At 45.5% G+C, this 22,993-nt stretch carries 21 protein-coding genes and 1 tRNA gene; 11 read left to right on the plus strand and 11 right to left on the minus strand.

The features are described from left to right. Positions 1-54: 54 nt before the first annotated feature. Entirely contained in the window at positions 55-1,650 is a 1,596-nt protein-coding gene (locus tag WH96_RS02825) for a trimethylamine methyltransferase family protein (RefSeq protein WP_047762572.1), read from the minus strand. Between the two features lie 102 nt (positions 1,651-1,752). On the opposite strand from WH96_RS02825, the gene WH96_RS02830 reads away from it, so the two are divergent. Both WH96_RS02830 and WH96_RS02835 read left to right on the plus strand, forming a co-directional pair. Then, the gene (locus WH96_RS02830; protein ID WP_047762573.1) at positions 1,753-2,676 is read left to right on the plus strand and encodes a LysR substrate-binding domain-containing protein; all 924 of its coding nucleotides are present in this window, start codon (positions 1,753-1,755) and stop codon (positions 2,674-2,676) included. A 34-nt stretch (positions 2,677-2,710) separates the two neighbouring features. Then, entirely contained in the window at positions 2,711-3,169 is a 459-nt protein-coding gene (locus tag WH96_RS02835; protein ID WP_047762574.1) for a methylglyoxal synthase, read from the plus strand. Positions 3,170-3,198: 29 nt separating this feature from the next. Here the strand turns inward: WH96_RS02835 and WH96_RS02840 are convergent, their stop codons facing one another. The 3 genes from WH96_RS02840 to WH96_RS02850 form a co-directional block, all read right to left on the minus strand. Continuing rightward, on the minus strand, positions 3,199-4,692 hold the full coding sequence (locus WH96_RS02840; RefSeq protein ID WP_047762575.1) for an alkaline phosphatase D family protein: 1,494 nt from the start codon (positions 4,690-4,692) through the stop codon (positions 3,199-3,201). A gap of 94 nt (positions 4,693-4,786) precedes the next feature. Next, positions 4,787-6,583 carry a methyl-accepting chemotaxis protein gene (locus tag WH96_RS02845; RefSeq protein ID WP_047762576.1) on the minus strand — a complete coding sequence of 599 codons (1,797 nt, stop codon included), beginning with the start codon at positions 6,581-6,583 and terminating at the stop codon, positions 4,787-4,789. A 141-nt stretch (positions 6,584-6,724) separates the two neighbouring features. Beyond that, positions 6,725-7,723, minus strand: a complete 999-nt coding sequence (locus WH96_RS02850; protein ID WP_047762577.1) for an arginase family protein — start codon at positions 7,721-7,723, stop codon at positions 6,725-6,727. A 159-nt stretch (positions 7,724-7,882) separates the two neighbouring features. Between WH96_RS02850 and WH96_RS02855 the strand changes: the two genes are divergently transcribed. Further along, entirely contained in the window at positions 7,883-8,815 is a 933-nt protein-coding gene (locus WH96_RS02855; RefSeq protein WP_082130287.1) for a LysR substrate-binding domain-containing protein, read from the plus strand. Here WH96_RS02855 and WH96_RS02860 read toward each other — a convergent pair. Continuing rightward, complete coding sequence (locus tag WH96_RS02860) at positions 8,812-9,888, minus strand: DmpA family aminopeptidase (protein WP_047762579.1); 1,077 nt, start codon at positions 9,886-9,888, stop codon at positions 8,812-8,814. The genes WH96_RS02855 and WH96_RS02860 overlap by 4 nt on opposite strands. Before the next feature lie 231 nt (positions 9,889-10,119). Here WH96_RS02860 and WH96_RS02865 point away from each other — a divergent pair, with 231 nt between their 5' ends. Continuing rightward, positions 10,120-10,608, plus strand: a complete 489-nt coding sequence (locus WH96_RS02865) for a YHS domain-containing (seleno)protein (RefSeq protein ID WP_047762580.1) — start codon at positions 10,120-10,122, stop codon at positions 10,606-10,608. A gap of 114 nt (positions 10,609-10,722) precedes the next feature. Here the strand turns inward: WH96_RS02865 and WH96_RS02870 are convergent, their stop codons facing one another. Then, positions 10,723-12,138: an MltF family protein gene (locus WH96_RS02870; RefSeq protein WP_162200105.1), complete on the minus strand. Its 1,416-nt coding sequence runs from the start codon at positions 12,136-12,138 to the stop codon at positions 10,723-10,725. Between the two features lie 409 nt (positions 12,139-12,547). Between WH96_RS02870 and WH96_RS02875 the strand changes: the two genes are divergently transcribed. From WH96_RS02875 to WH96_RS02890, 4 genes are all read left to right on the plus strand, one after another. After that, a complete protein-coding gene (locus tag WH96_RS02875; RefSeq protein ID WP_047762581.1) occupies positions 12,548-13,081 on the plus strand; it encodes a PAS domain-containing protein in 534 nt (177 codons plus the stop codon). Between the two features lie 4 nt (positions 13,082-13,085). After that, entirely contained in the window at positions 13,086-14,237 is a 1,152-nt protein-coding gene (locus WH96_RS02880; protein ID WP_047762582.1) for a methyl-accepting chemotaxis protein, read from the plus strand. A gap of 193 nt (positions 14,238-14,430) precedes the next feature. Beyond that, a complete protein-coding gene (locus WH96_RS02885) occupies positions 14,431-14,916 on the plus strand; it encodes a YajQ family cyclic di-GMP-binding protein (protein WP_047762583.1) in 486 nt (161 codons plus the stop codon). Positions 14,917-15,052: 136 nt separating this feature from the next. After that, a complete protein-coding gene (locus tag WH96_RS02890) occupies positions 15,053-15,628 on the plus strand; it encodes a peroxidase-related enzyme (RefSeq protein WP_047762584.1) in 576 nt (191 codons plus the stop codon). Positions 15,629-15,649: 21 nt separating this feature from the next. Here WH96_RS02890 and WH96_RS02895 read toward each other — a convergent pair whose 3' ends face one another. Both WH96_RS02895 and WH96_RS02900 read right to left on the minus strand, forming a co-directional pair. Next, positions 15,650-16,048 carry a DUF805 domain-containing protein gene (locus WH96_RS02895; RefSeq protein WP_047762585.1) on the minus strand — a complete coding sequence of 133 codons (399 nt, stop codon included), beginning with the start codon at positions 16,046-16,048 and terminating at the stop codon, positions 15,650-15,652. Positions 16,049-16,140: 92 nt separating this feature from the next. Next, positions 16,141-16,230: transfer RNA gene (locus WH96_RS02900), tRNA-Ser, on the minus strand. Positions 16,231-16,457: 227 nt separating this feature from the next. On the opposite strand from WH96_RS02900, the gene WH96_RS02905 reads away from it, so the two are divergent. After that, a complete protein-coding gene (locus WH96_RS02905) occupies positions 16,458-16,772 on the plus strand; it encodes a hypothetical protein (protein WP_047762586.1) in 315 nt (104 codons plus the stop codon). Between the two features lie 102 nt (positions 16,773-16,874). Here the strand turns inward: WH96_RS02905 and lepA are convergent, their stop codons facing one another. Then, positions 16,875-18,677 carry a translation elongation factor 4 gene (gene lepA / locus WH96_RS02910; protein WP_047762587.1) on the minus strand — a complete coding sequence of 601 codons (1,803 nt, stop codon included), beginning with the start codon at positions 18,675-18,677 and terminating at the stop codon, positions 16,875-16,877. A gap of 244 nt (positions 18,678-18,921) precedes the next feature. Between lepA and WH96_RS02915 the strand changes: the two genes are divergently transcribed. Together WH96_RS02915 and WH96_RS02920 are read left to right on the plus strand one after the other, a co-directional pair. Then, positions 18,922-20,508, plus strand: coding sequence for an ATP-binding protein (locus tag WH96_RS02915; RefSeq protein WP_047762588.1), 1,587 nt, complete (start codon positions 18,922-18,924; stop codon positions 20,506-20,508). 124 nt (positions 20,509-20,632) lie between these two features. Next, positions 20,633-21,202 carry a nucleotidyltransferase family protein gene (locus WH96_RS02920; RefSeq protein WP_053005599.1) on the plus strand — a complete coding sequence of 190 codons (570 nt, stop codon included), beginning with the start codon at positions 20,633-20,635 and terminating at the stop codon, positions 21,200-21,202. Here the strand turns inward: WH96_RS02920 and WH96_RS02925 are convergent. Beyond that, positions 21,199-21,927 (minus strand): hypothetical protein, encoded by a 729-nt coding sequence (locus WH96_RS02925; RefSeq protein WP_156176671.1) that lies wholly within the window; start codon positions 21,925-21,927, stop codon positions 21,199-21,201. The genes WH96_RS02920 and WH96_RS02925 overlap by 4 nt on opposite strands. A 252-nt stretch (positions 21,928-22,179) precedes the next feature. Further along, entirely contained in the window at positions 22,180-22,827 is a 648-nt protein-coding gene (locus tag WH96_RS02930) for a hypothetical protein (RefSeq protein WP_053005601.1), read from the minus strand. Between the last annotated feature and the right edge of the window lie 166 nt (positions 22,828-22,993).

The raw sequence follows: 22,993 nt of genomic DNA on the forward strand, positions 1-22,993 counted from the left end.
ACTTAGGCCTCACAAATTTCTCTCGCCAATTCCACATACCTGACAGGATACTCTTTAGTACCAAGCGTCTTTCATTTCAGCTTTGCGCCGATTCATAAAATCGAGCAATGCTGCGTCAGTATCTTCGTCCAAATACGGTGCCTGATAGCCTGCCAATATCTTTTTCCATCTGCGATTGGCTCGGATCATTGCGTCATCGCCACCCTGCTCACTCCAACTTTCGAAAGGCTGATCATCATTGAGTTCCGTATCCCAATATGCCGTTTCATAATGTGAAAGCGTATGTGCGGTTCCAAACATGTGTTGCCCTGGCCCACCTTCGCGCAAAGAAGAAATACCCAAAGTATCATCATTGATCTCTAGGCCTTCAAGGTAAGCATGCAATGCCCCGCAAAGATCGGTATCCATCATGAATTTTTCATAAGACATTGAGAGCAGACCATCCAAGAAACCCGCGGAGTGCAACACGTAATTAACGCCGCCCTGTACCGCGGACATCATCGACATCATGGCCTGCACCATTGCCTGCCCATCAGGTAATTTTGATGTCGCGAAGTTACCTGCGCAACGCAAAGGTAATTTTAATCGGCGCGCCAACTGCCCCATAACCAAGCTTCCCAAAGCAGGCTCAGGCGTTCCGAAGGTCGGGCTACCTGACCTCAGCGACATGGACGAGAGAAAAGAAGCCAAAATAGCCGGCGCACCGGGCCTCACAAGCTGCGTCAAGGCACAGCCAACCATGGACTCAGCCAACCCTTGCGCCACAGCACCCGGCATTGTCACTGGGCAAACCGCACCACCAAGTAAGAAAGGTAAATGAATGGAACCTTGCCCCGCCGCGGCATAAGCCCGAATGCCTTGGGTAGAAATACCATCCCAGACCAAGGGTGATGTAGAATTAAAGTTCCCCATGATCACACAGTTCTGGTCAACAAACTCAGAGCTAAAAAGAATACGGCACATTTCTATGCTATCTTCTGCTCGCTCGGGTGCCGTAATTGATCCCAAAAACGGACGATCAGAATAACGAATATGGGCATAGACCATATCAAGATGGCGTTTGTTGACCGGTATATCCGTCGGTTCACAAATCGTTCCTCCGGAATGGTGAAGCCATGGACTGGATTGTGCTAACTTCACAAAATTTTCAAAGTCATCAAGGGTTCCATAACGCCGCCCCTTATCCATATCCATCACAAAAGGTGAACCATAGGCCGGAGCAAAAACCATGGCATCACCACCGATCTCAACTGATTTTGCCGGATTTCTCGCATGTTGCGTAAAACGTTCAGGTGCTGTTTTAAGAAGTTCCCGGATCATGCCGGGTTCAAATTTGATATTCCAGGCTTCAGCAGAAATATCTGTGACTTGCCCGCCCGCCTTTCGAAATAGCTCTACTGTTTCAGGGTCTTCTCGAAACTCGATACCAATCTCTGCCAGAATGGTATCCGCGGCTTTCTCGATTTTAATCAGGTTCTCTTCATCAAGAAGATCATAGGTTGGAATTTTACGACTTATAAAAGGAGTCTTCAGGTGTGAATTTTGTCCTGCCCCATCCATACGACTTGCTTGCCTGGCTGCGCGGCCACGGTTTCGGGCCCTTCCTACACGATGCTCATTACTATCAACATGATCGACCGACTGTTCCATTGCCTTACTTTCTTCCGAGAATAATAGGAATAGGCATATGGTATACTTATGCAATATAGTTGTGACTGACTAAAAATCTTATTCTTAGGCTAAGTTTAATTTATGCGAAAATTAAAATCACTTATCCAGTCGCCCGCATCTCTCTTCTCTTTTGAAGCGGCAGGCCGTCATTTATCTTTTGCCCGGGCCGCAGAAGAACTCAATGTCAGCCAAGCAGCCATAAGCTATGCAATCAAACAGTTAGAAAGCGCGTTGAATGTGCAGCTCTTTTATCGCGGACATCGCTCGGTTGAATTAACAAATGCGGGAAAACGCTTTCATAACGACGTCACCATGGGCCTTGGCCATATCCACCGTTCTGCAGAAGAACTATCGCGCTCTGATAGTGAAGGTAGCATCACCCTTTCTTGTTCAACTGCTTTTGCCAACTATTGGATCGTGCCAAGGTTGGGCACACTTCGGGCAAAAAACCCTGAAATTGATCTGCGATTACAAACGACTGATAAAGATATTGATCCTGCAATTGAAGGGATCCCGCTGGGGATACGACGTGGCACAGGCGATTGGCCCGGGCACGATGCCATTCAGATTGCCAATGAAGAAGTTTACCCCGTTGCCAGTCCACGCTATCTAGCAGAAAATGGTCGCCCCAAAGACGCAGTTGAACTCGCAGAACGACGCTTGATATATCTGGAAGAACCTTACCGGGATCGACCGAACTGGAATACCTGGTTTCAGGCCAAAGGACTGGTTTGGAAAGATTACGGCGAAGGATTACGTCTTAATGATTACGCCCTGGTTATTCAGGCTGCACTGGCGGGTGGCGGTATTGCCCTGGGGTGGTGGCATCTGGTTGATCATCTGGTTGAACATGGCCTTTTGGTAAAGCTGGATGACGAACCAGTTCATTTTGGTGGAGACTTCTGGGTTTTATGGCCCAATCACAAACCATTGAGTCCACAGGCTGAACGTGTGCGGGATTGGTTAACATCTTCGCAAAATTCCTTGGACAATGGTCTCTATTAACGCGATATTATGCCTAACAAACAAGGAGATAATAATGTCCAGCAGTTCCGCCAATAGCCCCAAACGAACGATTGCAATGGTTGCCCATGATCGAATGAAACCTGTGCTTCTTGAATGGGCAGACGAAAACCAAGAACAGCTAAAAGAATTTCGCATCGTTGCTACGGGAACAACAGGCCGTCTGTTGGCAGAAAACCTTCCTGAACATGATATAACCGCGTTCAAAAGCGGTCCGCTTGGTGGGGATCTGCAGATTGGTGCCTTGATCTCTAACGACGAACTGGATGCATTGTTCTTTCTCGTCGACCCCATGACGCCACAGCCACACGATGTTGATGTCAAAGCCCTAATCAGAATTTCTACCCTTTATGAAACACCTGTCGCCTGTAATCGAACAACTGCAGATTTTATCCTCCGCGGCATTACTGAAGAAGGCTATCAAAAACGTCCTGCTCATCCCATGATCGAAGAATACGTCACCCGCACGGTTTAAAAGCTGCAGGCCAATCCCTTAAATACATATCACTGAATAGCGTGGATTACTTTTGTAACAGGGGTATCCAGCCCCTCGACGTACCAGTTCGCCCACAAGCGATTTTCCTTATCCGGTTCCAAGCTCAGAAAATTTCGGGCAAGAATATATTTTCTTCGCTGTGTTGGTAACTCCATCATCCGGGCTGTAATACCTTGCTCAATCGGCTCAACTTCGTCGCTTAATTGCGTTAACAGCCACCCCATCAACTTCGGCGGGGAAGGATGGACAATACCAGAGGCTGTGAGCTGATTTATAACCTTTGATCGCCCGGGCGCAGTTTCTCCCCGCTCGCTTTCAATAACACCCAGGCAAGCAACATGCACATCGCCAGAAAGAATGGTCACACGACAAGACTTATCAGTCATTAATCCAAGTAATCGATGAATCATTCGCAACCGCTCTGCACGATGATTAGGACTTTGCCAGTGATCCCTTAAATCATCTTCAAGTTCCTGTTCACCAGGCAACCATCCCATAAGACTTTCAATAGACCCAAAGTCCGCATGGACAACAGGTACAGGAGAAACAAAGAGTAAATGTTTAGCCCCCCCCTCGCTAACAGACTTCAAGCCATCAAGATATTGCCAAATCAAATCCCAACTTTCCCGAGAGAGAACTTGTTTTTGTGTTCTTTCCGTTCGAGCATCCAATGATAACACCAAATAATTTCCAACCCGGTGGATCGTTGAAAAACCTTTGGTCGGTAAAGCTGCGGGGTGCTTTTCACCTTCTATTACCGAAAGCTGTTGCTGGAACAGAGCAAAGTACTTACGTGCGATGCTAAAGATGCCCTGATAAACCTCGCACTCCTGATCTTCGGCAGCATAAGACCCCCAACCGTCGAAAATATCATGATCATCCCACATCATAACGGTGGGAATAGAAGCAAGTGCCTCAGCCACAACAGGCTGTTTCCATCGTTGGCAATAAAGATCAAAATAGAAGCGATCAACCTGATCCCGCATCACCGTCGTGAACTTGCGTTCTCTTCGCTTTCGACGAGGCAATTCAACCCATTTTTTAACTTCAGAGCATCGTTCCCATATTTCATCAGCATAAACCTGATCGCCGCCCATAATCATCAAATTGTAAGGCGTTATCCTATGCTGAAAGAGAAGAGTCTTCCACATAGCATTTTTATCATCCACTTTTTTGATTTCACTCGGGGCAGAGAAACCGTTACAGGAAAGAAAAGTCATTTGGGGATCAGTCCCGCGAGCCGGTACACTGAACATCCAAAAATCAAATCCAACAAAATATTTAACCTCTACGGCTTCCTTTTCGCGCGACACACGAACATCAAACCGCGATGTGATAAAACCCTTGGCCTCATATAATGTTGAACGAGATACACATTCCCCTTTTTCCAGCTTGAAGACCACATCAGCAGTCGGTGTCTTTGACACAACTAATATCGACAAATCCCAAAAGTCATCTTCCGCAACTCGCAGATTCAAAATTGGTCCAAGCTTGAGGTTCATGATATCGCTCCCTAAATTTTATCTTTATTTAAAGAGGGTATCGGACTTGGAAAGCCTATTCCACATTAAGTTGAATTAAAAAGAAACCAAATCCCTAAACAGGCGATGATGCCGCGTTTAGGATCAACTTCAAATCATTTTGCATATGCCCCAAAGCAGATTTAATCATATCCGACGTCTTCATCAATTTATCGGTTGCATCGCCTGTGGTCCGCGAAGCATCCCGCATGGCTGCTGTACTGCCGGATACCTTGTTGGCATTTTCCACAGAATCCTTCACAAATCGGGCAATGCCGTTAGAAGCATTTGATTGGGCTTCAAACAGCTGTACAAGGCCGCGCATTGATTGATCCACCTGATTGATTCGCCCCTCAATAGTCGTAATACCCTGCGCTGCCTGCTCAGACACGTCACGAATAGACTTAACTCTGACGGCAATCGCATCTGTGGCTTGTGATGTTTCCGCAGATAACTTTTTAACTTCTTCGGCAACAACGGCAAAACCGGCCCCAGCCACCCCGGCCCGTGAAGCCTCAATCGTTGCGTTCAAAGCCAGAAGGTGCGTTTGCCCGGCAATTTTCTGAATCATTTCAATGATTCCGTCCACCTGATTAGCCGTTTCATAAAGATCTTCGACAGTAGAGTGGGCTTCTCTGGTATCTTTTGTCGCCAAAGAAGTTAGTTTGATTTGTTGATCTACGGCTTCCGACATTTCTGAGCTACAGGATATAAGATCTTCCGAAAGCTCTCTTATTTCACCGGCCATTTTGGCATTGATATCTGCCAGTTCTATCGTCTCTCCAGCTTGGTGATTGGTATTGGTTGCAAAATTTTGTAATTGATCCGACATGATTGCCAAGTCATCCGCATGTAACCTGACGCTTTTCACACTGGAATTCATACCGCTTTCCAATTGAGAAGCTACATTAGTAAGCCTGTCTTCGACCGCCTTTTGATTACGAAGACGTTCTTTTTCGTTCTCTTCCCGTAAAACAACCGCTTCGTCTCTTGCTTGTTGAAAGCGTTCAATCCCCCGGGCAAGAGAACCGATCTCATCAATACGTTTTGTTTCTTGCAGGGTCACATTTTCACCATCAGCAACGTCGCGGGCAGCCGTCTGCAACCGAACTAAAGATCGAGTAACCAGACTGCGATTAACACCAAAGGTAACACCCAGGATCAAAATGACAGCAACACTGCCAAGACCGATTGAAATGAAAAGCGCCAAATCCGCAAAAGCTTTCACTTCTACATCCTTTTCACGAATCACATCGACATGCTCAAGGATTGCAATACGTTTTTGTTCTGCTTCCAACGTTGCATCAGCGAGTATTCCTTTGAGTGACAATACCTTTCGCCCCAAAGCATCATCGCCCGAATTTTCCTGAGAAACCCTTGTCACTTCCCGCTTAATATCTGCAAGAACAAGATTAGAGAAACGAAATTCTTTCACCTGGTTCTGATATTTAGTACCCGCAAAAACGCCAAGAGATAACGCAGGTTTTCCTGCCCCATCATCAATAACAAAAAAACCGTTCTTAGATAGATCCCTGCGTTGATTTCTTTTTTTATAGCGGTTTTTAATACTGTTTCGCCCATCATGAATTGTAACGCTTGCACCTTGAGATAACGCCCAATTTTCTATTTCTCTGGTGGCATTGACTTCCAGGTGAGCCCCGATCGAAAGATAACTTGCTTGCAGGTCAGTGATTTCTGCCCGCAGCATCTGATTCATTTCGCGTAGTAGTTGGGTACGAGCTTCTTCTTTCTGCATGATGGTTTTCATCAGAAGCTCAAATCCGAAAAGCACTCCAGCCATAAGAGGAACCAGCACAGCAATCAAAGCAATAATCAATTTGATATCAATTCGGGATTTTATAACGGTAAACATAACGACCTCACACCAACGACAAAGAAAACAAGATCTTTCTAGTTTGTGATCGGTAAAGCGAAAGTATTACACATTGAAGATGGTTCGATGACTCTAAATCTAAATTACCATTAAATTTCAGGCACTTTCTATCACTACACTTTAGCGTAATCTTCTTTGTTTGTCTGAGATCAAACAAATCAATTCGAACATAATAGACATAGCGACCATAGAAGTAATCTTATTGGGATTATCCTTTGTAGGCATCAGACAGACGACATCAGCCCCAATGACATTCAAACCTCTTATCCCACGTAAAAGGCTATTGGCTTGATCTATTGAGAAACCATTCGATCCTGCCTCGAGATTAGAAACAGCAGGAGCGATAGATGGATCAAGACAATCCAAATCAAAGGTGACATAGACAGGATCATCCCCAATACGATCCCGAAACCGTCGAATTGTTTCTTCCGTCCCAATCTCGTCAAACTGTTCTTTCGTTATCAATTGATAACCCAGATCAGCACTCGTAGTTGTCCAGTCCAGCGTCCGTAAGTTTCCTCTGATACCGATTTGCGAACTTAAATTTGCGTCAACCTGCCCCTGCTGAACGAGATAACTCGCCCAATGTGCCGCAGATTTTTTAGCACCCAACCAATGATCCAAGTTATGAAAAGTGTCTGTATGCGCATCAAAATGTAACAGAGCTACTTTTTTTCCTTTCGTTAATTTTGATCCTTCACAGGCAAGGCCTTGAAGTATTCCCCCTGTTACCGAATGGTCCCCTCCGATGGACACGGTTGATATTTCTCTTTGTGCCAAACGTGCATAATAATCTGTTATTCGCTGAATTGACGCTTCATTATCATTTGCCTCGGGGAGAGGCACATCTCCTAGATCAAAAATGCGGCTCTCAGCCCATGGGTCAAGTTGATATTTACCATGAACACGCCTGCCAATTGGAGAGACATCGCGAACAGCACGCGGCCCCAAATGTTGATCTTTTTCAGTTGTCCCATTCCCCGACGAATGCGGCACCCCAACTAATCCTATATCGCAACCAGTTGGATTTTCGTCATAGGGGCAGCGAAACAATGTTGGAATTCCCCACCAATAAAGGGCTTCCATAACTTTTTTATGATCACCGTCAGTCTGTGGCATTTATCTGAACTCCCGAAGATATCAAGTTGATATTTACTCAAGAAAAAAATCTTCGGAATACTTTAAACGATTTGGATTTATTAGATATTCAGTTTAAATCAAAACTTAATTGAGTTTTATTCAAGTTCACCGTTTTTCAAAAAAATGATAACCTAAGGCATGTCGCGAAATTCAATGATCCCTCTTAACGCTATCCGTGCTTTTGAAACAACCATTCGATTGGGGAGTGTTAAAGCCGCTGCAAAAGAACTTTGCGTAACCGAAGGTGCTATCAGTCGGCAAATAAAGAAACTTGAAAATGTATTAGGCCTGCCACTTGCTCGACGAGATAAACAGACGATCGCAGCCACTGCTTTAGGGAACGCGCTCGCACAAAATTTAACAACGGCCCTCGATCTTGTTGATCAATCCGTTTCTGACGCCCAAAACAAATCCGCAAGAATAAGGTTACAGGTAGCACCAAGCTTTGCCATCAGATGGTTGATGCCACGATTAGATCAGCTCCAAAAAGACCTTCCCCTGCTTGATGTGCGCGTAACAACAACACTTCTAAATAATCAGTTTGACCACTACAGCTTTGATGCTGGTATTATCTATGGGGACGGTCAATGGACCAATCTCAACACCATAAAGCTTTCAAACGAATATTTGCTTCCTGTTGCATCACCAGATGCTTCAAAAATAACATTGGAAAACTTTAAAGGTCTTACATTTTTACACACCACACTAGATCAACGAGACTGGAAATTATGGGTAGAAAAATCAAACCACGATCAGGCTATATCTCTGACTGGGCCAACCTTTGAAACACTTGATCTAGCCGTACGTGCAGCAGAAAATGGCTTTGGCATTTCCCTGGGTGATCTCAGTTTAATCTATGACAATTTTCGTACCAATAGCCTGAAGGTACCATTTGGGCCAATACTTGAAACCGGGCGCGGGTATTATCTTGTGCATGAACCAAGTCATCTATGTGGGCGTGCGATTGATGACTTTAAGCACTGGCTTCAACCTCAGAGCCCAATACAAACAATAGACGCAGAAACTATTGCGCAAAATCTGGGAATCAATCTAATCTCAGTATCTTCTTAGGTCAGCATAGAAGTTAACCGCTCCAACGGTAGTTCGTGAACTACCCTGCCTTTATAGCCGGTTGTTGTTGTCGCCTTGCAAAGGGAATTAACAATTGCTTCCTCGGTAGCCTCAACCACACCGTGAAAGATCATATTGATATCTTTCTCTGGAATAATCTTTAAATCTTCGTGCATCCCTTCTTCGCGCAATTTCAGAATATTCCCCGTAGAAAAGGCGATAACATAATCGCCACTCCCATTATGCCCATACCCCCCTGTTCGCCCCAATCCCAGAGTTGCCCGTCGGGCAAGACGGTCACACTGCTTCGATGAAAGCGGTGCATCGGTTGCGACAACAATAATGATTGACCCGTCTTCGACATGAGGGACTCTTTTACGATCTGGTACAGGAACTTCTGAACCCGGAATTTGCTCGCCAACCGAAACACCATTGATACGAAAATCTTTACGATCACCATAATTGGCCTGTACCAGCACACCCACGGTGTAGGTTTCCCCTAAAACACTCACCTGCCGAGAAGAAGTCCCTATTCCTGATTTGAAATCATGGCAAACCATACCCGTTCCGCCACCGACACAGCCTTCATCCACAGGACCAGAATGTGTATCGTCCATGGCCTTGGCAACATGGTCGGTCGTCAAGGCAAAAGCATTGGGGTCACTCAACCAACCGTCCCAGGTTTCAGCAACAATCGGGTGCGTGCCACTATGCGTATCTTTGTCATCGCAAAGCTGGTTTATCCCCCGATGAACCGCGCCAATCCCATAATACGACGTTAACAGTATTGGTGATGACAATTGCCCGGCTTCTTCCAGCCAGCCACGTCCGGTCATTTCACCATAGCCATTAAAGACACTTGATCCGGCAAAAACACCGTGACTCCAGAGCTTTTCTTTTCCCAATGGCAAGATCGCCGTAACACCTGTGCGTAATACTGATGGCGTCTCTTCCACAACAGTACAGTGCCCGACTTCGAGGCCTGGTACGTCTGTGATTGCGTTTAGGAGACCAGTGGGTAAATCACCAACCTTTATGCCTAAATCACGTAACCGTTTTCTCTGGTTCGCCATTCTCAAATCTTTCTGCTCAATCATGATCCCCGACATTAAATCAAATCGGACCGATCCGTATAGAGATTGGTAGTAAAAAGTTAATACTCATAAGTAGTTTATTAAAAATGCTCGGCACGACACCTTTCCCCAAAGATCCAACGCTCTTGAGCATTCACTCAACGAAATGTGATATGCACTTTATCCCCAAACTACTTACCTTGTTAGGCAAAGTTATTTGGAGAATAAACAATGCCTCGTTCGCACGATATCAATAGACGCCACTTCCTGAAGATAACAGGTTCAGGACTTGCTGCTGCCGCTCTTATATCTGTGCCGACAACATCCTATGCCGCTCAGGATCCGGTTTATACCAGTTTTCTCTCATCCGTTGCCATTAATGGTTATGATCCCGTCGCCTATTTCAAAGCAGGCACCCCCGTAGAAGGGTCCAAAGACCACAAGGCAGAATGGATGGGTGCAACCTGGTATTTTGCGAACAAAGAAAACCTGAATGCCTTTATCGCAACGCCTAAGGCTTATGCTCCACAATATGGCGGTTATTGCGCATGGGCGGTGGCTCAGGGGGACATAGCCTCTACTGATCCCAATGCCTGGAAGATTGTCGATAACAAACTCTATTTGAACTATAGCGCTGATATTCAAAATCGATGGGAACGAGATATTTCTGGTAACATCAAAAAAGGTGATCGTAACTGGCCCAAAGTTCTGAACGATTAAAATCAGATGAGTTACTGAAACATCATGGATTAATCAGCCGTTTGGGGTCATTTTTGCTTAAAGATTTTTTTGGGATGATTTTTTGATCTGATACCTATGTGTACCAAATATAGCCTAATCTTTCTCCAAATCACTGACATGATAGTCAAAGGCAAGTCGGTAGGCGCTGTAATATTTTGTGATATTTGCCACATAATCAACAGTTTCACGGCCGATAATTTTACGGGCAATCTGCTCTACATTTGAGAACCATTTGTTGGGATTTAAACCTTCTTTTGCAGCCTGTTCTCGCATTGACTGAACCTTGTTGGGTCCTGCATTGTAGGCCGCGAGCATAAAATCCAAGCGATCATCGTCTGCGATGTCAGGGTCATCAAAATAAACATCCCGCAAATGAGCCAGATATTTTGCGCCAGCATGAATATTACCATCGATATCATTAACATTATTGATATTGATCGGGTTTCCTGCTGCTGTCGTTGGCAAGACCTGCATTATGCCAATTGCCCCTGCATCGCTTTTAACGGACTGATCTAACCTTGATTCCTGATAGCCAAGCGCAGCAAGCGCCAACCAATCAATTCCATACTCTAGCCCGTACTTCTCAAATAGCTTTCGCTTTGTTTTAAGTTTTTTACTCTCTTTACTATGCAAAGGATTTTCTATCCACTTGGTTTGTTCAAAATATTTTTTGAAATAGATATTCCCAAGTAAACTTCCCTTCTTCACAGATTTCATCGATTTGTTGATTGCTGCCATCAACTTTGGGCTATCCTTGCGAATAGCCCACGCAAGTTTACCGTCGTCTCTGATCCTAATACCTTCGTAAAGCTTCAAATTCGGAAAGATTTCCGCCCAGTTTTGAGCAACATGCAAATCAGCAACCGTATAATCAACAATGCCTGAATTCACCATCTGCAGGATGTCTTCATCAGTTAATTTTATATTCGCTGGAAGCATCTTGATGTGCGCAATGCCACGCTCGTCAAAATCGTTATTGATCAATGCAAGACCCTCGGCAAAGCTGCTTTCTGGGTTGATAAAGATAGCCTTTCCCGACATATCATCCAGCTTGTCAATCACGGGCGCCCCAGCTCGCCCAACAATAATTTCAGCCACATTCTGCAAATAAGGCTTGGTGAAATCGATATCTTGCTTGCGTTCTTTGGTAATGGTCAGCCCCCCAACGGCAATGTCCCCGTATCCGGCTTTGAGCAATGGCAGAAGTTCTCCAAAAGCTACAGGCTTGTAGATAAAAACGATTGGCCATTTATCCCTAGGGATTTGCTTTTGAAGTGACTGACGGAATTCTTCCATCAAATCGTATTCGAACCCGCGTGGTTTTCCATCAGCTATAAAGAAGTTTGTAGGACTGTAATTCACCAGAATACGAATAGTGCGTTTTTCAACAAGGGTATCCAGGTCCCCTGTATAATTCTCACCAGATTCTATCAAAAGACTTGGTGCAGCAACCACTGCCCAAGGGAAAAGCTGGATAAAAAAACCAAGCAGGGTTACCGATTTTAACAAGCGCTTTACTCGAAAAAAACATCTCAACAAAACCTGCCCCTTTTTGAATTGTTAGAACTCTATCAGAGTTTTTGAAAAAATCTTCACCCACAAAACACGAAAAACAACCGTGAAAAGATTAGCATCTCAAACAATTTCCTTTAAGCAGCTGATTATGAACAAAATTACAGTACATTATTTTCTAAAGTAAACTTCGGCTAAAATCTCAATAAACCCGCATTTCACATATATCTTTTTGTACATAAAAATATATGTGAAATAGTGTCTTCTTTTCATAAAATCTTAACGTGTACGAGGCCAAAACCTCTAGATGTTAAACCAGAAAATTGAACGGAACGAATCGTTCATTTTAGTGCTCGCAGTACGACTGGATCTTACACAACTTTGCCACCCCTTTGCCGAGGTCCAAATGAAGAACTTACCCATTACAAATAAGGAACGTTTTTTTGCCGACGATGAAATAATTGTCAGTAAAACCGACCTGAAAGGTCGTATCACCTATGCCAATCAAATTTTCCTTTCCATCGCTGGTTACAAAGAACAGGACGTCTTGGGGCAACCACACAGCCTGATCCGTCACCCTGATATGCCGCGGGCTGTTTTCAAGCTTCTCTGGGACACACTCCAAAAACAGCAGGAAATATTCGCTTATGTGATAAACCGTGCCAAAAACGGTGATCATTACTGGGTAATTGCCCATGTAACCCCCAGTAAGAATGCTCAGGGGAAAGTTATCGGATATCATTCAAATCGTCGGGTCCCAGATCGCACCATTCTGGACGAAACAATTATCCCTCTATACCGAGAGCTTTTATCGATTGAGCAAAAATCGGATAGAAAGACCGGATTAAAAAATTCCTACGACAAATTAGCCAACATTCTGAAAGATCATGGCCTCGCCTATGACGAATTTATGGCAGACATCATGCGGAAAGCGGGGTAACGGTATGTTTGGGAAGTGTTCAGATAAAGAGCTACAGCAAATACTGGATGTATGCATTGCTGTTTCCAACGGTGATTTCGAGGCTCGGATTACAAACATCAAGGCCAAGGGCAAAACCGCTGAGGTTATGAATGCGATTAATCTTATGATTGATCGTACAGATGCCTTCATGCGCGAATCAACAGCTTCGCTGGAATATATCAGTCAAAATAAATACTATCGCCGTATTGCCGAAAAGGGCATGGTCGGATCCTTTGGCGTCGCCAGTAAAACCATAAACCAAGCCATGGATTCAATGGAGAACAGGGTTACGACCTTCTCTGATATTATTGATCAATTCCAAAACTCTATGGGATCAATTGTATCAACGGTCTCCTCTGCATCAACAGAACTTAATGCCACATCCGAAACGATGACAGGCACAGCCAACCAAACCAGTGAACAGGCCACTGTGGTTGCCGCTGCTGCAGAAGAAGCTTCGGTTAACGTCCAGACCGTTGCTTCCGCAGCAGATCAACTTTCCGGTGCGATCAATGAAATCAACCAACAAGTTCTGCAATCTTCTAGCGTGTCTATTGAGGCGGTGAAAGAGGCACAGGCAACCGCCACGATGATTTCAACACTGTCGGATTCATCGCAAAAAATTGGCGAGGTCATGCATCTGATCAAAGATATTGCAGAGCAAACCAATCTGCTTGCTCTCAACGCGACCATCGAGGCAGCACGTGCGGGCGAAGCTGGAAAAGGTTTTGCTGTGGTCGCTTCAGAAGTTAAGAACCTGGCCAATCAATCAGCCAAGGCAACGGAAGAGATTGCTCATCAGATTTCAGGCGTGCAGGATGCGACCAACAATGCCGTCGCAGCCGTTGATAAAATCAAGTCGGTTATTGAGCAGATCAACAAAAGTTTCACGGCCATTTCAGCGGCCATCGAAGAACAGGGGGCCGCAACGCGTGAAATTGCCCGCAACGTGGACGAAGCATCTGCCGGGACGACAGAAGTTACCACCAACATCCAGAAAGTAACGCAGGGTTCTGTTGAAACTGGCAATGCATCACAAGATGTCTTGATTGCCTCTGCCGAGCTTGCTAAGCAGGGTGAAATCCTCAACACCGAAGTAACCAGTTTCCTCTCATCAGTTCGGACCGTTCTCTAGCAAACGACTCATGCTGTAATAGGTGACGACTTTTATATTTTAACCCCCGTACAGTTCGGTTATTCTGCTTAGGCAGTCACAGCATACCGACGGTGCGGGGGTTTTGTTTCGATTGTTGGAAATAGCTAAGAATACGCAATAACGACTGGTCTCAATAGATAGAGACCACACAATACATAAGGAATAATTCACGATGCCATCATTTGATATCGTCTCAAAAACCGATATGCCAGAAGTCAACAACGCGCTTGATGGTGTGCGTCGGGAAGTTACCCAGCGCTACGATTTCAAAGGCTCTAGCTGTGAAATCACCATTGAGGGCGAGATCATCACCATTCTGGCCGATGACGATTTGAAATTGACCCAGATGCAGGAACTCCTGAAAGGTCACGTCACTCGCCGAGGGATTGATGCCGCCGCACTGGACTTCGGCAAGGAAGAAGCTGCATCCGGCAACATGGTCCGCCAGCAAGTCACCCTGAAACAGGGTATCGACCGTGAACTGGCCAAAAAGATCACCACTGCCGTGAAACAATCCAAGCTAAAGGTACAAGCCGCCGTTCAAGGTGATGAAGTCCGCATAACCGGCAAAAAACGCGACGACCTTCAGGGCGCCATCGCCATGCTTAAAGAACTGAACATCGAACAGCCCCTACAGTTCGAAAACTTCAGAGATTAAGACTGAGGCCTAGCTAAAGTTACGAAAGCCCGGCATTCATGTCGGGCTTTTTTAGCTGATACCAACAGCACGACCCTCTTCACTCTCAAATCTCTCTTATCTGCTCGAATGCACACTTCAATAAGGAAACAGATGAATGTCTTCTCACCCGATTAGCCGCTACCCCGTGCCAGAATTGAACACGCTTCCAGATGATATCAAAGAGAAGATTTTAGCCGTTCAGGAAAAAGCAGGCTTTATTCCCAACGTGTTTCTGGTGCTTGCTCATCGACCAGAGGAATTCCGCGCCTTCTTTGCCTATCATGATGCCGTGATGAATAAAGAAAGCAACCTGAGCCAGGCAGATCGGGAAATGATCATCGTTGCGACCTCCAGCGACAACGCGTGTCAGTACTGTGTCGTCGCCCATGGCGCGGTTCTGCGTATTCGGGCCAAGAATTCCCTTATTGCCGACCAAATCGCGACCAACTATCGCAAGGCAGATATCTCCCCAAGAGAAATGGCAATGCTGGACTTTGCCCTCAAGGTCTCGAACAATGCCCAGGCAACAAACGACGAAGATTTTGAAAAGCTTCAAGCCCACGGCTTCACGGATGAAGATATCTGGGACATCGCCGCCATAACCGCCCTCTTCGGCCTAAGCAACCGCATGGCCAATTTCACCTCCATGCGCCCGAATGACGAGTTCTATTCTATGGGACGGGGGGGCTAGCGGTTTTTCTAGCCACCTCGTTTAGTCAAACACTTCTTCATAAAGAACTTCTTTGGAGGGCTTAATCACAAGAATTGCTATACAAACAAAAAATACAATCGGGATCATAGAAACAAACGCTATTCTTTTACTCATCCCAACATCTCGCGCTCTACGGACTATACGCTGATAAAAAGGGTAAGAACCAACTAGAATGAACAGCAAACTTACAGCATCTGTGATATCCCCAATATTCAAGAACTCTCCAATATAAGAAATAAAAAAAGGAACACTTAAATAGCCAACTGCCCAGTATAAAAAATCTCTTCTTTTTATAATTTTGTCACTGTTTTCTCTCAGAATTGCTGTAATTGGAACTCCGAATATTACAATAAAGACCACTAATATAATCAAGAAATGAAAGCTTGAAAACGCACCCATAACCCCTCGCAAAAAAGAACATGAAAATTCAAAGATAATTTAGACAATAAAAAAGCGCCAAAAAGGCGCTCTGTTAACTCTTAAAATTATAATGGCGGAGAGAGAGGGATTCGAACCCTCGATACGCGTTAACGTATACACACTTTCCAGGCGTGCGCCTTCAGCCACTCGGCCACCTCTCCAGCATTATAGGGCACCCTTGGGTGCGAGGCGGAACTTAATGGGTATGGGCAGAGGATGCAACCATTTTTTGCACCAGATGGGCACACCAATTATTGAAGTCACGCCAAAGCCGTTAAGTCTTGATTTTGACAGACAAAATTTCTTTACTCATCATTATACTGTTAGGCTATATGCTGTTATTAATATCAGCATAATTTGAGCTGAAATTTTATTGGAATTGAAAAGTATGACATTAGTCTTGCGGATAATCGGCTGGTTTTTTCTGGCAATCGCGATTGCGTCACTCGCCTTTAATCTCTTCCAGTTGATGGAACAAGACAGCTTTCAACTTTCTTTATTAGGGGAAAACTGGTTTGCAGTGCACCCCGGCTCGCTCAATCTGTTGCAAGCCATCACTGAACGCTACATCGGATTATGGCTATGGGATGATGTGTTCTCGCCCTTGCTCTTTGTACCGACTCTTGTTTTTGGCCTTGTTGCCGCCGCGATTTTTTTAATACCCGGCTACCTGTTTAAAAGTAGCAGAAGAAGACGTCGTTAAAAAATACCGCACAAAAAAGCTCCTAACGATAAAATCCCTAAAGCAGGAAGAAATCGTTCGGAGCTTTTTTTACTTAGCCTGTTAAAGCGAAAGCCTTAGAGCTTAATCGTCACCCATCTTAAGGGCCGCAAGGAAGGCCGTCTGTGGGATTTCAACATTCCCGACCTGACGCATACGTTTTTTACCCGCTTTTTGTTTTTCCAGAAGCTTACGCTTACGCGAAACATCGCCACCGTAACATTTGGCAGTCACATCTTTACGCATGGCTGAAATTGTCTCACGCGCAACGATCTTGCCGCCAATTGCTGCCTGAACAGCAATCTTGAATAACTGGCGCGGGATAAGACTTTTCAGGCGCTCACAAAGGATACGTCCACGTGGTTCTGCCTGAGAACGGTGTACGATGATCGACAGAGAATCCACAGGTTCTGAGTTCACAAGAATGGAAACCTTCACCAGTTCGTTTTCTTCGTAGCCTTCAATGGAATAATCAAAGCTGGCATAGCCACGGGAAATGGATTTCAAGCGATCATAAAAATCGAATACCACTTCGTTCAATGGCAGCTTGTAAACAATCATGGCACGACTGCCCACATAGGTCAGTTCCTGCTGAATACCACGGCGATCTTCACACAGCTTCAAGACCTGTCCCAGATAGTCATCCGGCACCAGGATGTTTGCTTTGATCCACGGTTCTTCAATATGATCGATCTTGACCACATCCGGGAAATCAGCCGGGTTGTGCAGTTCCATCAACGACCCGTCTGTCATGTGGATTTTGTAAACCACACTCGGCGCCGTTGTAATCAGGTCGAGGTTAAATTCGCGTTCCAGGCGTTCCTGAATAATCTCAAGGTGGAGAAGTCCGAGGAAACCACAGCGGAAACCAAAACCAAGCGCCGCAGAGGATTCTGGCTCGAAATGGAAAGACGCATCATTCAGGGCCAACTTACCTAGGCTATCACGCAGCATTTCGTAGTCATTGGCATCAATCGGGAAAAGACCGCAGAACACCACAGGGACAGAAGGCTTAAAGCCCGCCAAGGGTTCAACAGCAAGGTTCTTTTCGTCTGTGATCGTATCCCCAACCTTGGTATCCGTAATCTGTTTGATACCTGCGGTGATATAACCAATCTCACCCGCACGAAGCTCTTTTAACTTGGTCAGTTTTGGTGAAAAGGCGCCAACAGCATCCACAAGGTGCGTGGTTCCTGTTCCCATCATGCGGATCTTCATACCCGGCTTGATGACACCATCAACCACGCGCACCAAGGTAATCACGCCGAGATAGCTATCGTACCAACTATCGACCAGCAAAGCTTTCAGCTTGTCATCAGGATCACCGATTGGGGCTGGCAGCTTTTCAACAATCGCATCCAGAACTGCTTCGATACCTTCGCCGGTTTTTCCGGAAACGGTCAGCGCATCTGTTGCATCAATGCCAATGACTTCTTCGATCTGTTCGCGCACACGGTCAGGTTCCGCCGCAGGCAGATCAATCTTGTTCAGAACAGGGATGATATCATGGTCATTATCAATGGCCAGATACACATTCGCCAGCGTCTGAGCCTCAACCCCCTGCGACGCATCCACCAGCAACAAAGATCCTTCACAGGCCGCAAGCGATCTGCTGACCTCATAGGTGAAATCCACATGTCCCGGAGTATCAATCAGATTGAGCTGATAGACCTCACCATCTTTGGCCTTGTAGTTCAGACGCACGGTCTGGGCCTTAATGGTAATGCCACGCTCGCGCTCAAGTTCCATGTTATCCAGAACCTGATCCTGCATTTCACGATCACTCAGCGCGCCACAATGCTGAATCAGACGATCCGCCAGGGTCGATTTCCCGTGGTCGATGTGCGCAACAATTGAAAAGTTTCGAATATGTTTTAAGTCAGCCATTACTTCATGCCTATCAATAATCGTGCGGAAGATAAGCCCTAAAGCCGCAATGCGCAATCTATCTCTACATCATAGCGGGGTTGCAGCAGTAAAATAATGACTGAACTCTGTCCTACGAAGGAGATTCTGGCTCTCAAAGGGAGGAAAGTTTGATTATTCGACCCCATACCGCCCCTTAAATCCCCTGTAAACTTTTCCGCGCTAATATTGAAATAGTTTTGTTTTTCTTGAGGGAACCTTGCCCGTGTCCACAAACATCATCGGTTATGTCACATCCATCAGCGGCGACAGCTTATCGGCCTCTGTTGCACCAGATGTAGATCTACCCACAATCGGAGAGATGATCAGAATCCAGTCGGAAACCGCCATCGCCTTTGGCTTGATCAGTGACATGGAAATTCCCAAGCCTTCTCATCCCCCAAGTCCAGATGACGTCAAGGTTATGTCTATTGACTTACTGGGTGAGAAATTGATCAATCCGGGCAAAGGTGAGCTTCCCGGTTTTCAACGCGGCGTTTCCCGTTTTCCCGTGTTGGGCGCAGAGGTCGAACCCGTTCAAACCGAAGAGCTTGCGGAAATCTACGCCCGTCCTGACAAACCCTGCTTCACGGTCGGTGCCCTGTCTCAGGAACAAAAGCTTCCCGCCTACATCATGACCGATGCCCTACTCGGCAAGCACTTTGCGATCCTCGGCACAACAGGTAGCGGTAAATCCTGCTCACTCACAGTAATTCTGAAATCCATCCTCGACAGTCACCCTTGCGGGCATATCATTCTTATTGACCCGCACAATGAATATTCAGCCGCCTTCAAGGACAAGGCAGAATCTCTCAGTCCCGAATCATTACGACTGCCCTACTGGCTCTTGAACTTTGAAGAATCTGTTGAAATTTTCTGCAGTAAAGAACCTGCAGCCCGCAATATTGAAGCCGGTATTCTTAAAGATGCGATCCTCACAGCCAAATTGAATTGGGGTGAACAAGGGGAAGATGCCAATACACTAACCGTAGATACTCCTGTTCCCTACAAACTATCCGATCTTGTTCACCGCATTGACGAAATGATGGGGCAGTTGGGAAAACCGGAACAACTTGCACCATTTCAACGCTTAAAAAATCGTTTGGAAAACCTTAGGAGTGATCGTCGTTACGCCTTTATGTTCGGAAACGTCGCCCTGCGCGATAACATGAGCTATATCCTCTCTCAGCTCATGCGTATTCCAAACGATGGTAAACCGGTTTCAATTTTCGATTTGTCAGGTGTTCCGTCCGAAGTTGTGGATGTGATGGTATCCTTATTATGCCGGACCATGTTTGATCTAGCGGTTTGGGGACACAGACATGACCCTATCCCCATTCTCGTGGTTTGCGAAGAAGCCCATCGTTACGTACCTTACGACCGAAATTCCGGCTTTGCCCCGACACGCAAGGCCCTTGAGCAAATCGCTAAAGAAGGTCGAAAATACGGTGTTTCACTTGGATTAATCACTCAGAGACCTTCGGAACTTTCCGAAACCATCCTGTCACAATGCAATACCATGTTTTCTTTGCGGATGAGTAACGAGCGCGATCAGATGTTTGTGCAACGCACCCTGCCACAGTCATCATCCAGTCTTTTGAAATCGCTTCCATCCCTTCGAAATCAAGAAGCAATTGTGGTCGGGGAAGGTGTGAACTTCCCAACCCGGATCAGGTTCCACGAACTCTCCGCAAATGAATTACCCGAGAGTAACACCGCAAGCTTTGCCAATAACTGGGCCGAAGACCGCTTTGATGCCAACCATATCAACTATGCTCTCAAACGCTGGCGAACCCAATCACGTGAAAGCTGACCCATAAATTACCAGCAATCAACCTTGACGGACCTCTGAATTCAGACTGTTATCTCAAAGTTCGAAATCGGCACATTTGTTCTGAATGAGATAACAACGATTTAAAATAACAGAGGGTTATTCTGTGTCCGACAGCGCGCGCCTTATACATTTTTTACACTCTTCAGACTTCCTTATGGATAGCCTGAAAACCGTCAGAGATTTAAAACTCCCGGACTGTTGGATCGCGGCGGGGTTAATACGCAACTCTTTTTGGGATCATTTGCATCATCTCACAATTCCCCCGCTTAAAAGCGACATTGATGTCATCTATTTTGACCCACGGGACACACGGCAGAGAACAGAACAAATCTATGAAGAAAAACTGAGATCAGTAGCCCCAAAGATAGAAGCAATATTTGGCAATTGGTCTGTAAAAAATCAGGCCCGAATGCACCAGGTCAATAGAGACCGCCCCTATCTGGATTGTCGTGATGCCTTACAGCACTGGCCAGAAACAGTTACCGCCCTAGCTGCCAGATTAACACCAGAGGGCAACATAGATCTCTTACACCCCTTTGGGCTGGATGATCTCTATCAAAAGAGGATTCGTCCCTGTCCCTATTTTAAAGAACACAAACTGTTCGAATTCAAAGTTCGGCAAGATAAAAAACGGTGGCAAGATCGTTGGTCTGATCTGGAAATTTTGATTTAATTTACCTTCATCATACGCTTGAAAGCGCCATCATAAATACCCACAAGGTCCTGAAATATCTGTGTTGCCTGCTTCATGTCGCTCGCACTTGGCATTTTGATATCTGCAACACCTGAAATTTGGTCAACTTGTCCCTGCAAAGCATCAATATGATCAGCCAATTCAGTAGGAACCTGATAGCTTACAGCTGAAACGCCCTGCAAACTTTCAAGGTGAGAAAAAACCACCGCCAATTGTCGTTCTTCATTCTCCGTCATGATTTTCTGAGGATCAGCAAGCATACGACCCGCCTCTTCTTCCAGGCGCTGAACAAGATTATGATGCATTGGGTCAACTGATTTTGGTGCAAACCCTAAAACATCGCTCATTCTTCGGCGCAAAGCAGTAAGTTGCTCCTTTTCATCAGTGCTTAGCTTTTTATGCGAAGGCTCTCCGAATATTTCGGTTAGTTGCCTTTCCAAATCTCGGATGCGGTTTTGTTCTGCTGGTAAAAGATCTTCAAAACGGACGTCCCCTACCTGATGGACAGAACCTTCCATACGCGCCAAGAGTTCTTTTGCTTCGTCAGATAAGGTAATTTCATAGGCAGCCGAACTGGGACTTTCTTCTTTTTTAGCCTTATTACCTGATGTTAAGCGTTCGTCACTCGGTACCGGGGCAACAGCGTTTGGTAATCCATGGCCGACACCCGTACTGAGAGAAACAACATCCATACTTACGCTCACCTTTTCCCACCTCATAAAACTCTTTGGATTTATGAAGCAAATATCAGGCCATAAATTTTATTGTTACTTTTCAATAGGAAAGGTGTTTTATATGAGCATAAATCAGCAATTTTTTCCCTACAATTTTATCGTGGGGAAAAAAGGTACATGACAATGTTGATCCAGCATTCGTTATGTGCTCATCTCGGTTCAAAGCTTAGCCAACCTGTAGCGAGATGTTTATTGATTTCACTTCTGTAAGATAATCCCCGCCTATATAGAAGCACCGGGTAAAAAGGGATCAATTCTCGTCCCCTGCACTGGATTTGTCGCAGGATCATCAGTTACAAGGATATCATGACAATGAACGTCATCTGCTTTCAGCTTGTTCAGGATAGCCAACGCCTTTTGCTCCTGTTCCTGATCCCGAAGCGTAACCCACAACAACAAGCCACCGCGTTGAAGCTGACTCTCAATTGATTCTGCGTATTTATGACCAATCCATTCAGCGACAAAAGAACCAAAAACACCTGCCGATCCACCAGCCAACACCGCGCCAATAGTTGCAACGGCCAGAGATCCGCCTGATGCTACAATTGGTGCTGCCGCCACAATCGCACCTATATAGGCCAAACCACCAATGAGTGTTGTTTTTCCCTCAACAATTGAATCACGCTCAACATAGGCCGTTCGTGGCACATTGGCATCATCTTCCAGTTCTGTAACAGAATCATACCGATGGCCCAATTTTTCAGTGACCGTTTCTTCGCTGGCTAACAGGCTGATTTCAGATCGATCAAAACCTGCATTCTGGAGTTCATCGACAGCGGTCTCCAAATCCACAGCACTATGAAAAACACCAACAGCTTCACGTACAGTCATTTGATGGATTTCTTCCTCTTCCGGGGTGTGTTCAGACATAAGCGCCTCCTTAAGATAACGCCCCCAGATCAATTCTCTGCAAATGAATTAATAAGTGCCGAAAGCACGCTACGCCCCTTGTTCGGCACATAATCATAACACACATCTATGATGATATCAGTAATTAGCATTTCACATAATCGAGATTAGAATGATGAGAAGCAAT

It is taken from the genome of Kiloniella spongiae (assembly GCF_001026905.1).
GTDB lineage: Bacteria > Pseudomonadota > Alphaproteobacteria > Kiloniellales > Kiloniellaceae > Kiloniella > Kiloniella spongiae.

What these genes read in the sequence shown, in the direction of transcription:
- WH96_RS02860 (WP_047762579.1), bottom strand. Translation starts at nt 9,888, where the DNA reads ATGGCGAACCAGAGAAAACGGTTACGTGATTTAGGCATAAAGGTTGGT.
- WH96_RS02875 (WP_047762581.1), top strand. Translation starts at nt 12,548, where the DNA reads ATGAAGAACTTACCCATTACAAATAAGGAACGTTTTTTTGCCGACGAT.
- WH96_RS02825 (WP_047762572.1), bottom strand. Translation starts at nt 1,650, where the DNA reads ATGGAACAGTCGGTCGATCATGTTGATAGTAATGAGCATCGTGTAGGA.
- WH96_RS02830 (WP_047762573.1), top strand. Translation starts at nt 1,753, where the DNA reads ATGCGAAAATTAAAATCACTTATCCAGTCGCCCGCATCTCTCTTCTCT.
- WH96_RS02865 (WP_047762580.1), top strand. Translation starts at nt 10,120, where the DNA reads ATGCCTCGTTCGCACGATATCAATAGACGCCACTTCCTGAAGATAACA.
- WH96_RS02880 (WP_047762582.1), top strand. Translation starts at nt 13,086, where the DNA reads ATGTTTGGGAAGTGTTCAGATAAAGAGCTACAGCAAATACTGGATGTA.
- WH96_RS02895 (WP_047762585.1), bottom strand. Translation starts at nt 16,048, where the DNA reads ATGGGTGCGTTTTCAAGCTTTCATTTCTTGATTATATTAGTGGTCTTT.
- WH96_RS02890 (WP_047762584.1), top strand. Translation starts at nt 15,053, where the DNA reads ATGTCTTCTCACCCGATTAGCCGCTACCCCGTGCCAGAATTGAACACG.
- WH96_RS02855 (WP_082130287.1), top strand. Translation starts at nt 7,883, where the DNA reads ATGTCGCGAAATTCAATGATCCCTCTTAACGCTATCCGTGCTTTTGAA.
- WH96_RS02840 (WP_047762575.1), bottom strand. Translation starts at nt 4,692, where the DNA reads ATGAACCTCAAGCTTGGACCAATTTTGAATCTGCGAGTTGCGGAAGAT.
- WH96_RS02905 (WP_047762586.1), top strand. Translation starts at nt 16,458, where the DNA reads ATGACATTAGTCTTGCGGATAATCGGCTGGTTTTTTCTGGCAATCGCG.
- WH96_RS02845 (WP_047762576.1), bottom strand. Translation starts at nt 6,583, where the DNA reads ATGTTTACCGTTATAAAATCCCGAATTGATATCAAATTGATTATTGCT.
- WH96_RS02885 (WP_047762583.1), top strand. Translation starts at nt 14,431, where the DNA reads ATGCCATCATTTGATATCGTCTCAAAAACCGATATGCCAGAAGTCAAC.
- WH96_RS02835 (WP_047762574.1), top strand. Translation starts at nt 2,711, where the DNA reads ATGTCCAGCAGTTCCGCCAATAGCCCCAAACGAACGATTGCAATGGTT.
- WH96_RS02850 (WP_047762577.1), bottom strand. Translation starts at nt 7,723, where the DNA reads ATGCCACAGACTGACGGTGATCATAAAAAAGTTATGGAAGCCCTTTAT.
- WH96_RS02930 (WP_053005601.1), bottom strand. Translation starts at nt 22,827, where the DNA reads ATGTCTGAACACACCCCGGAAGAGGAAGAAATCCATCAAATGACTGTA.
- lepA (WP_047762587.1), bottom strand. Translation starts at nt 18,677, where the DNA reads ATGGCTGACTTAAAACATATTCGAAACTTTTCAATTGTTGCGCACATC.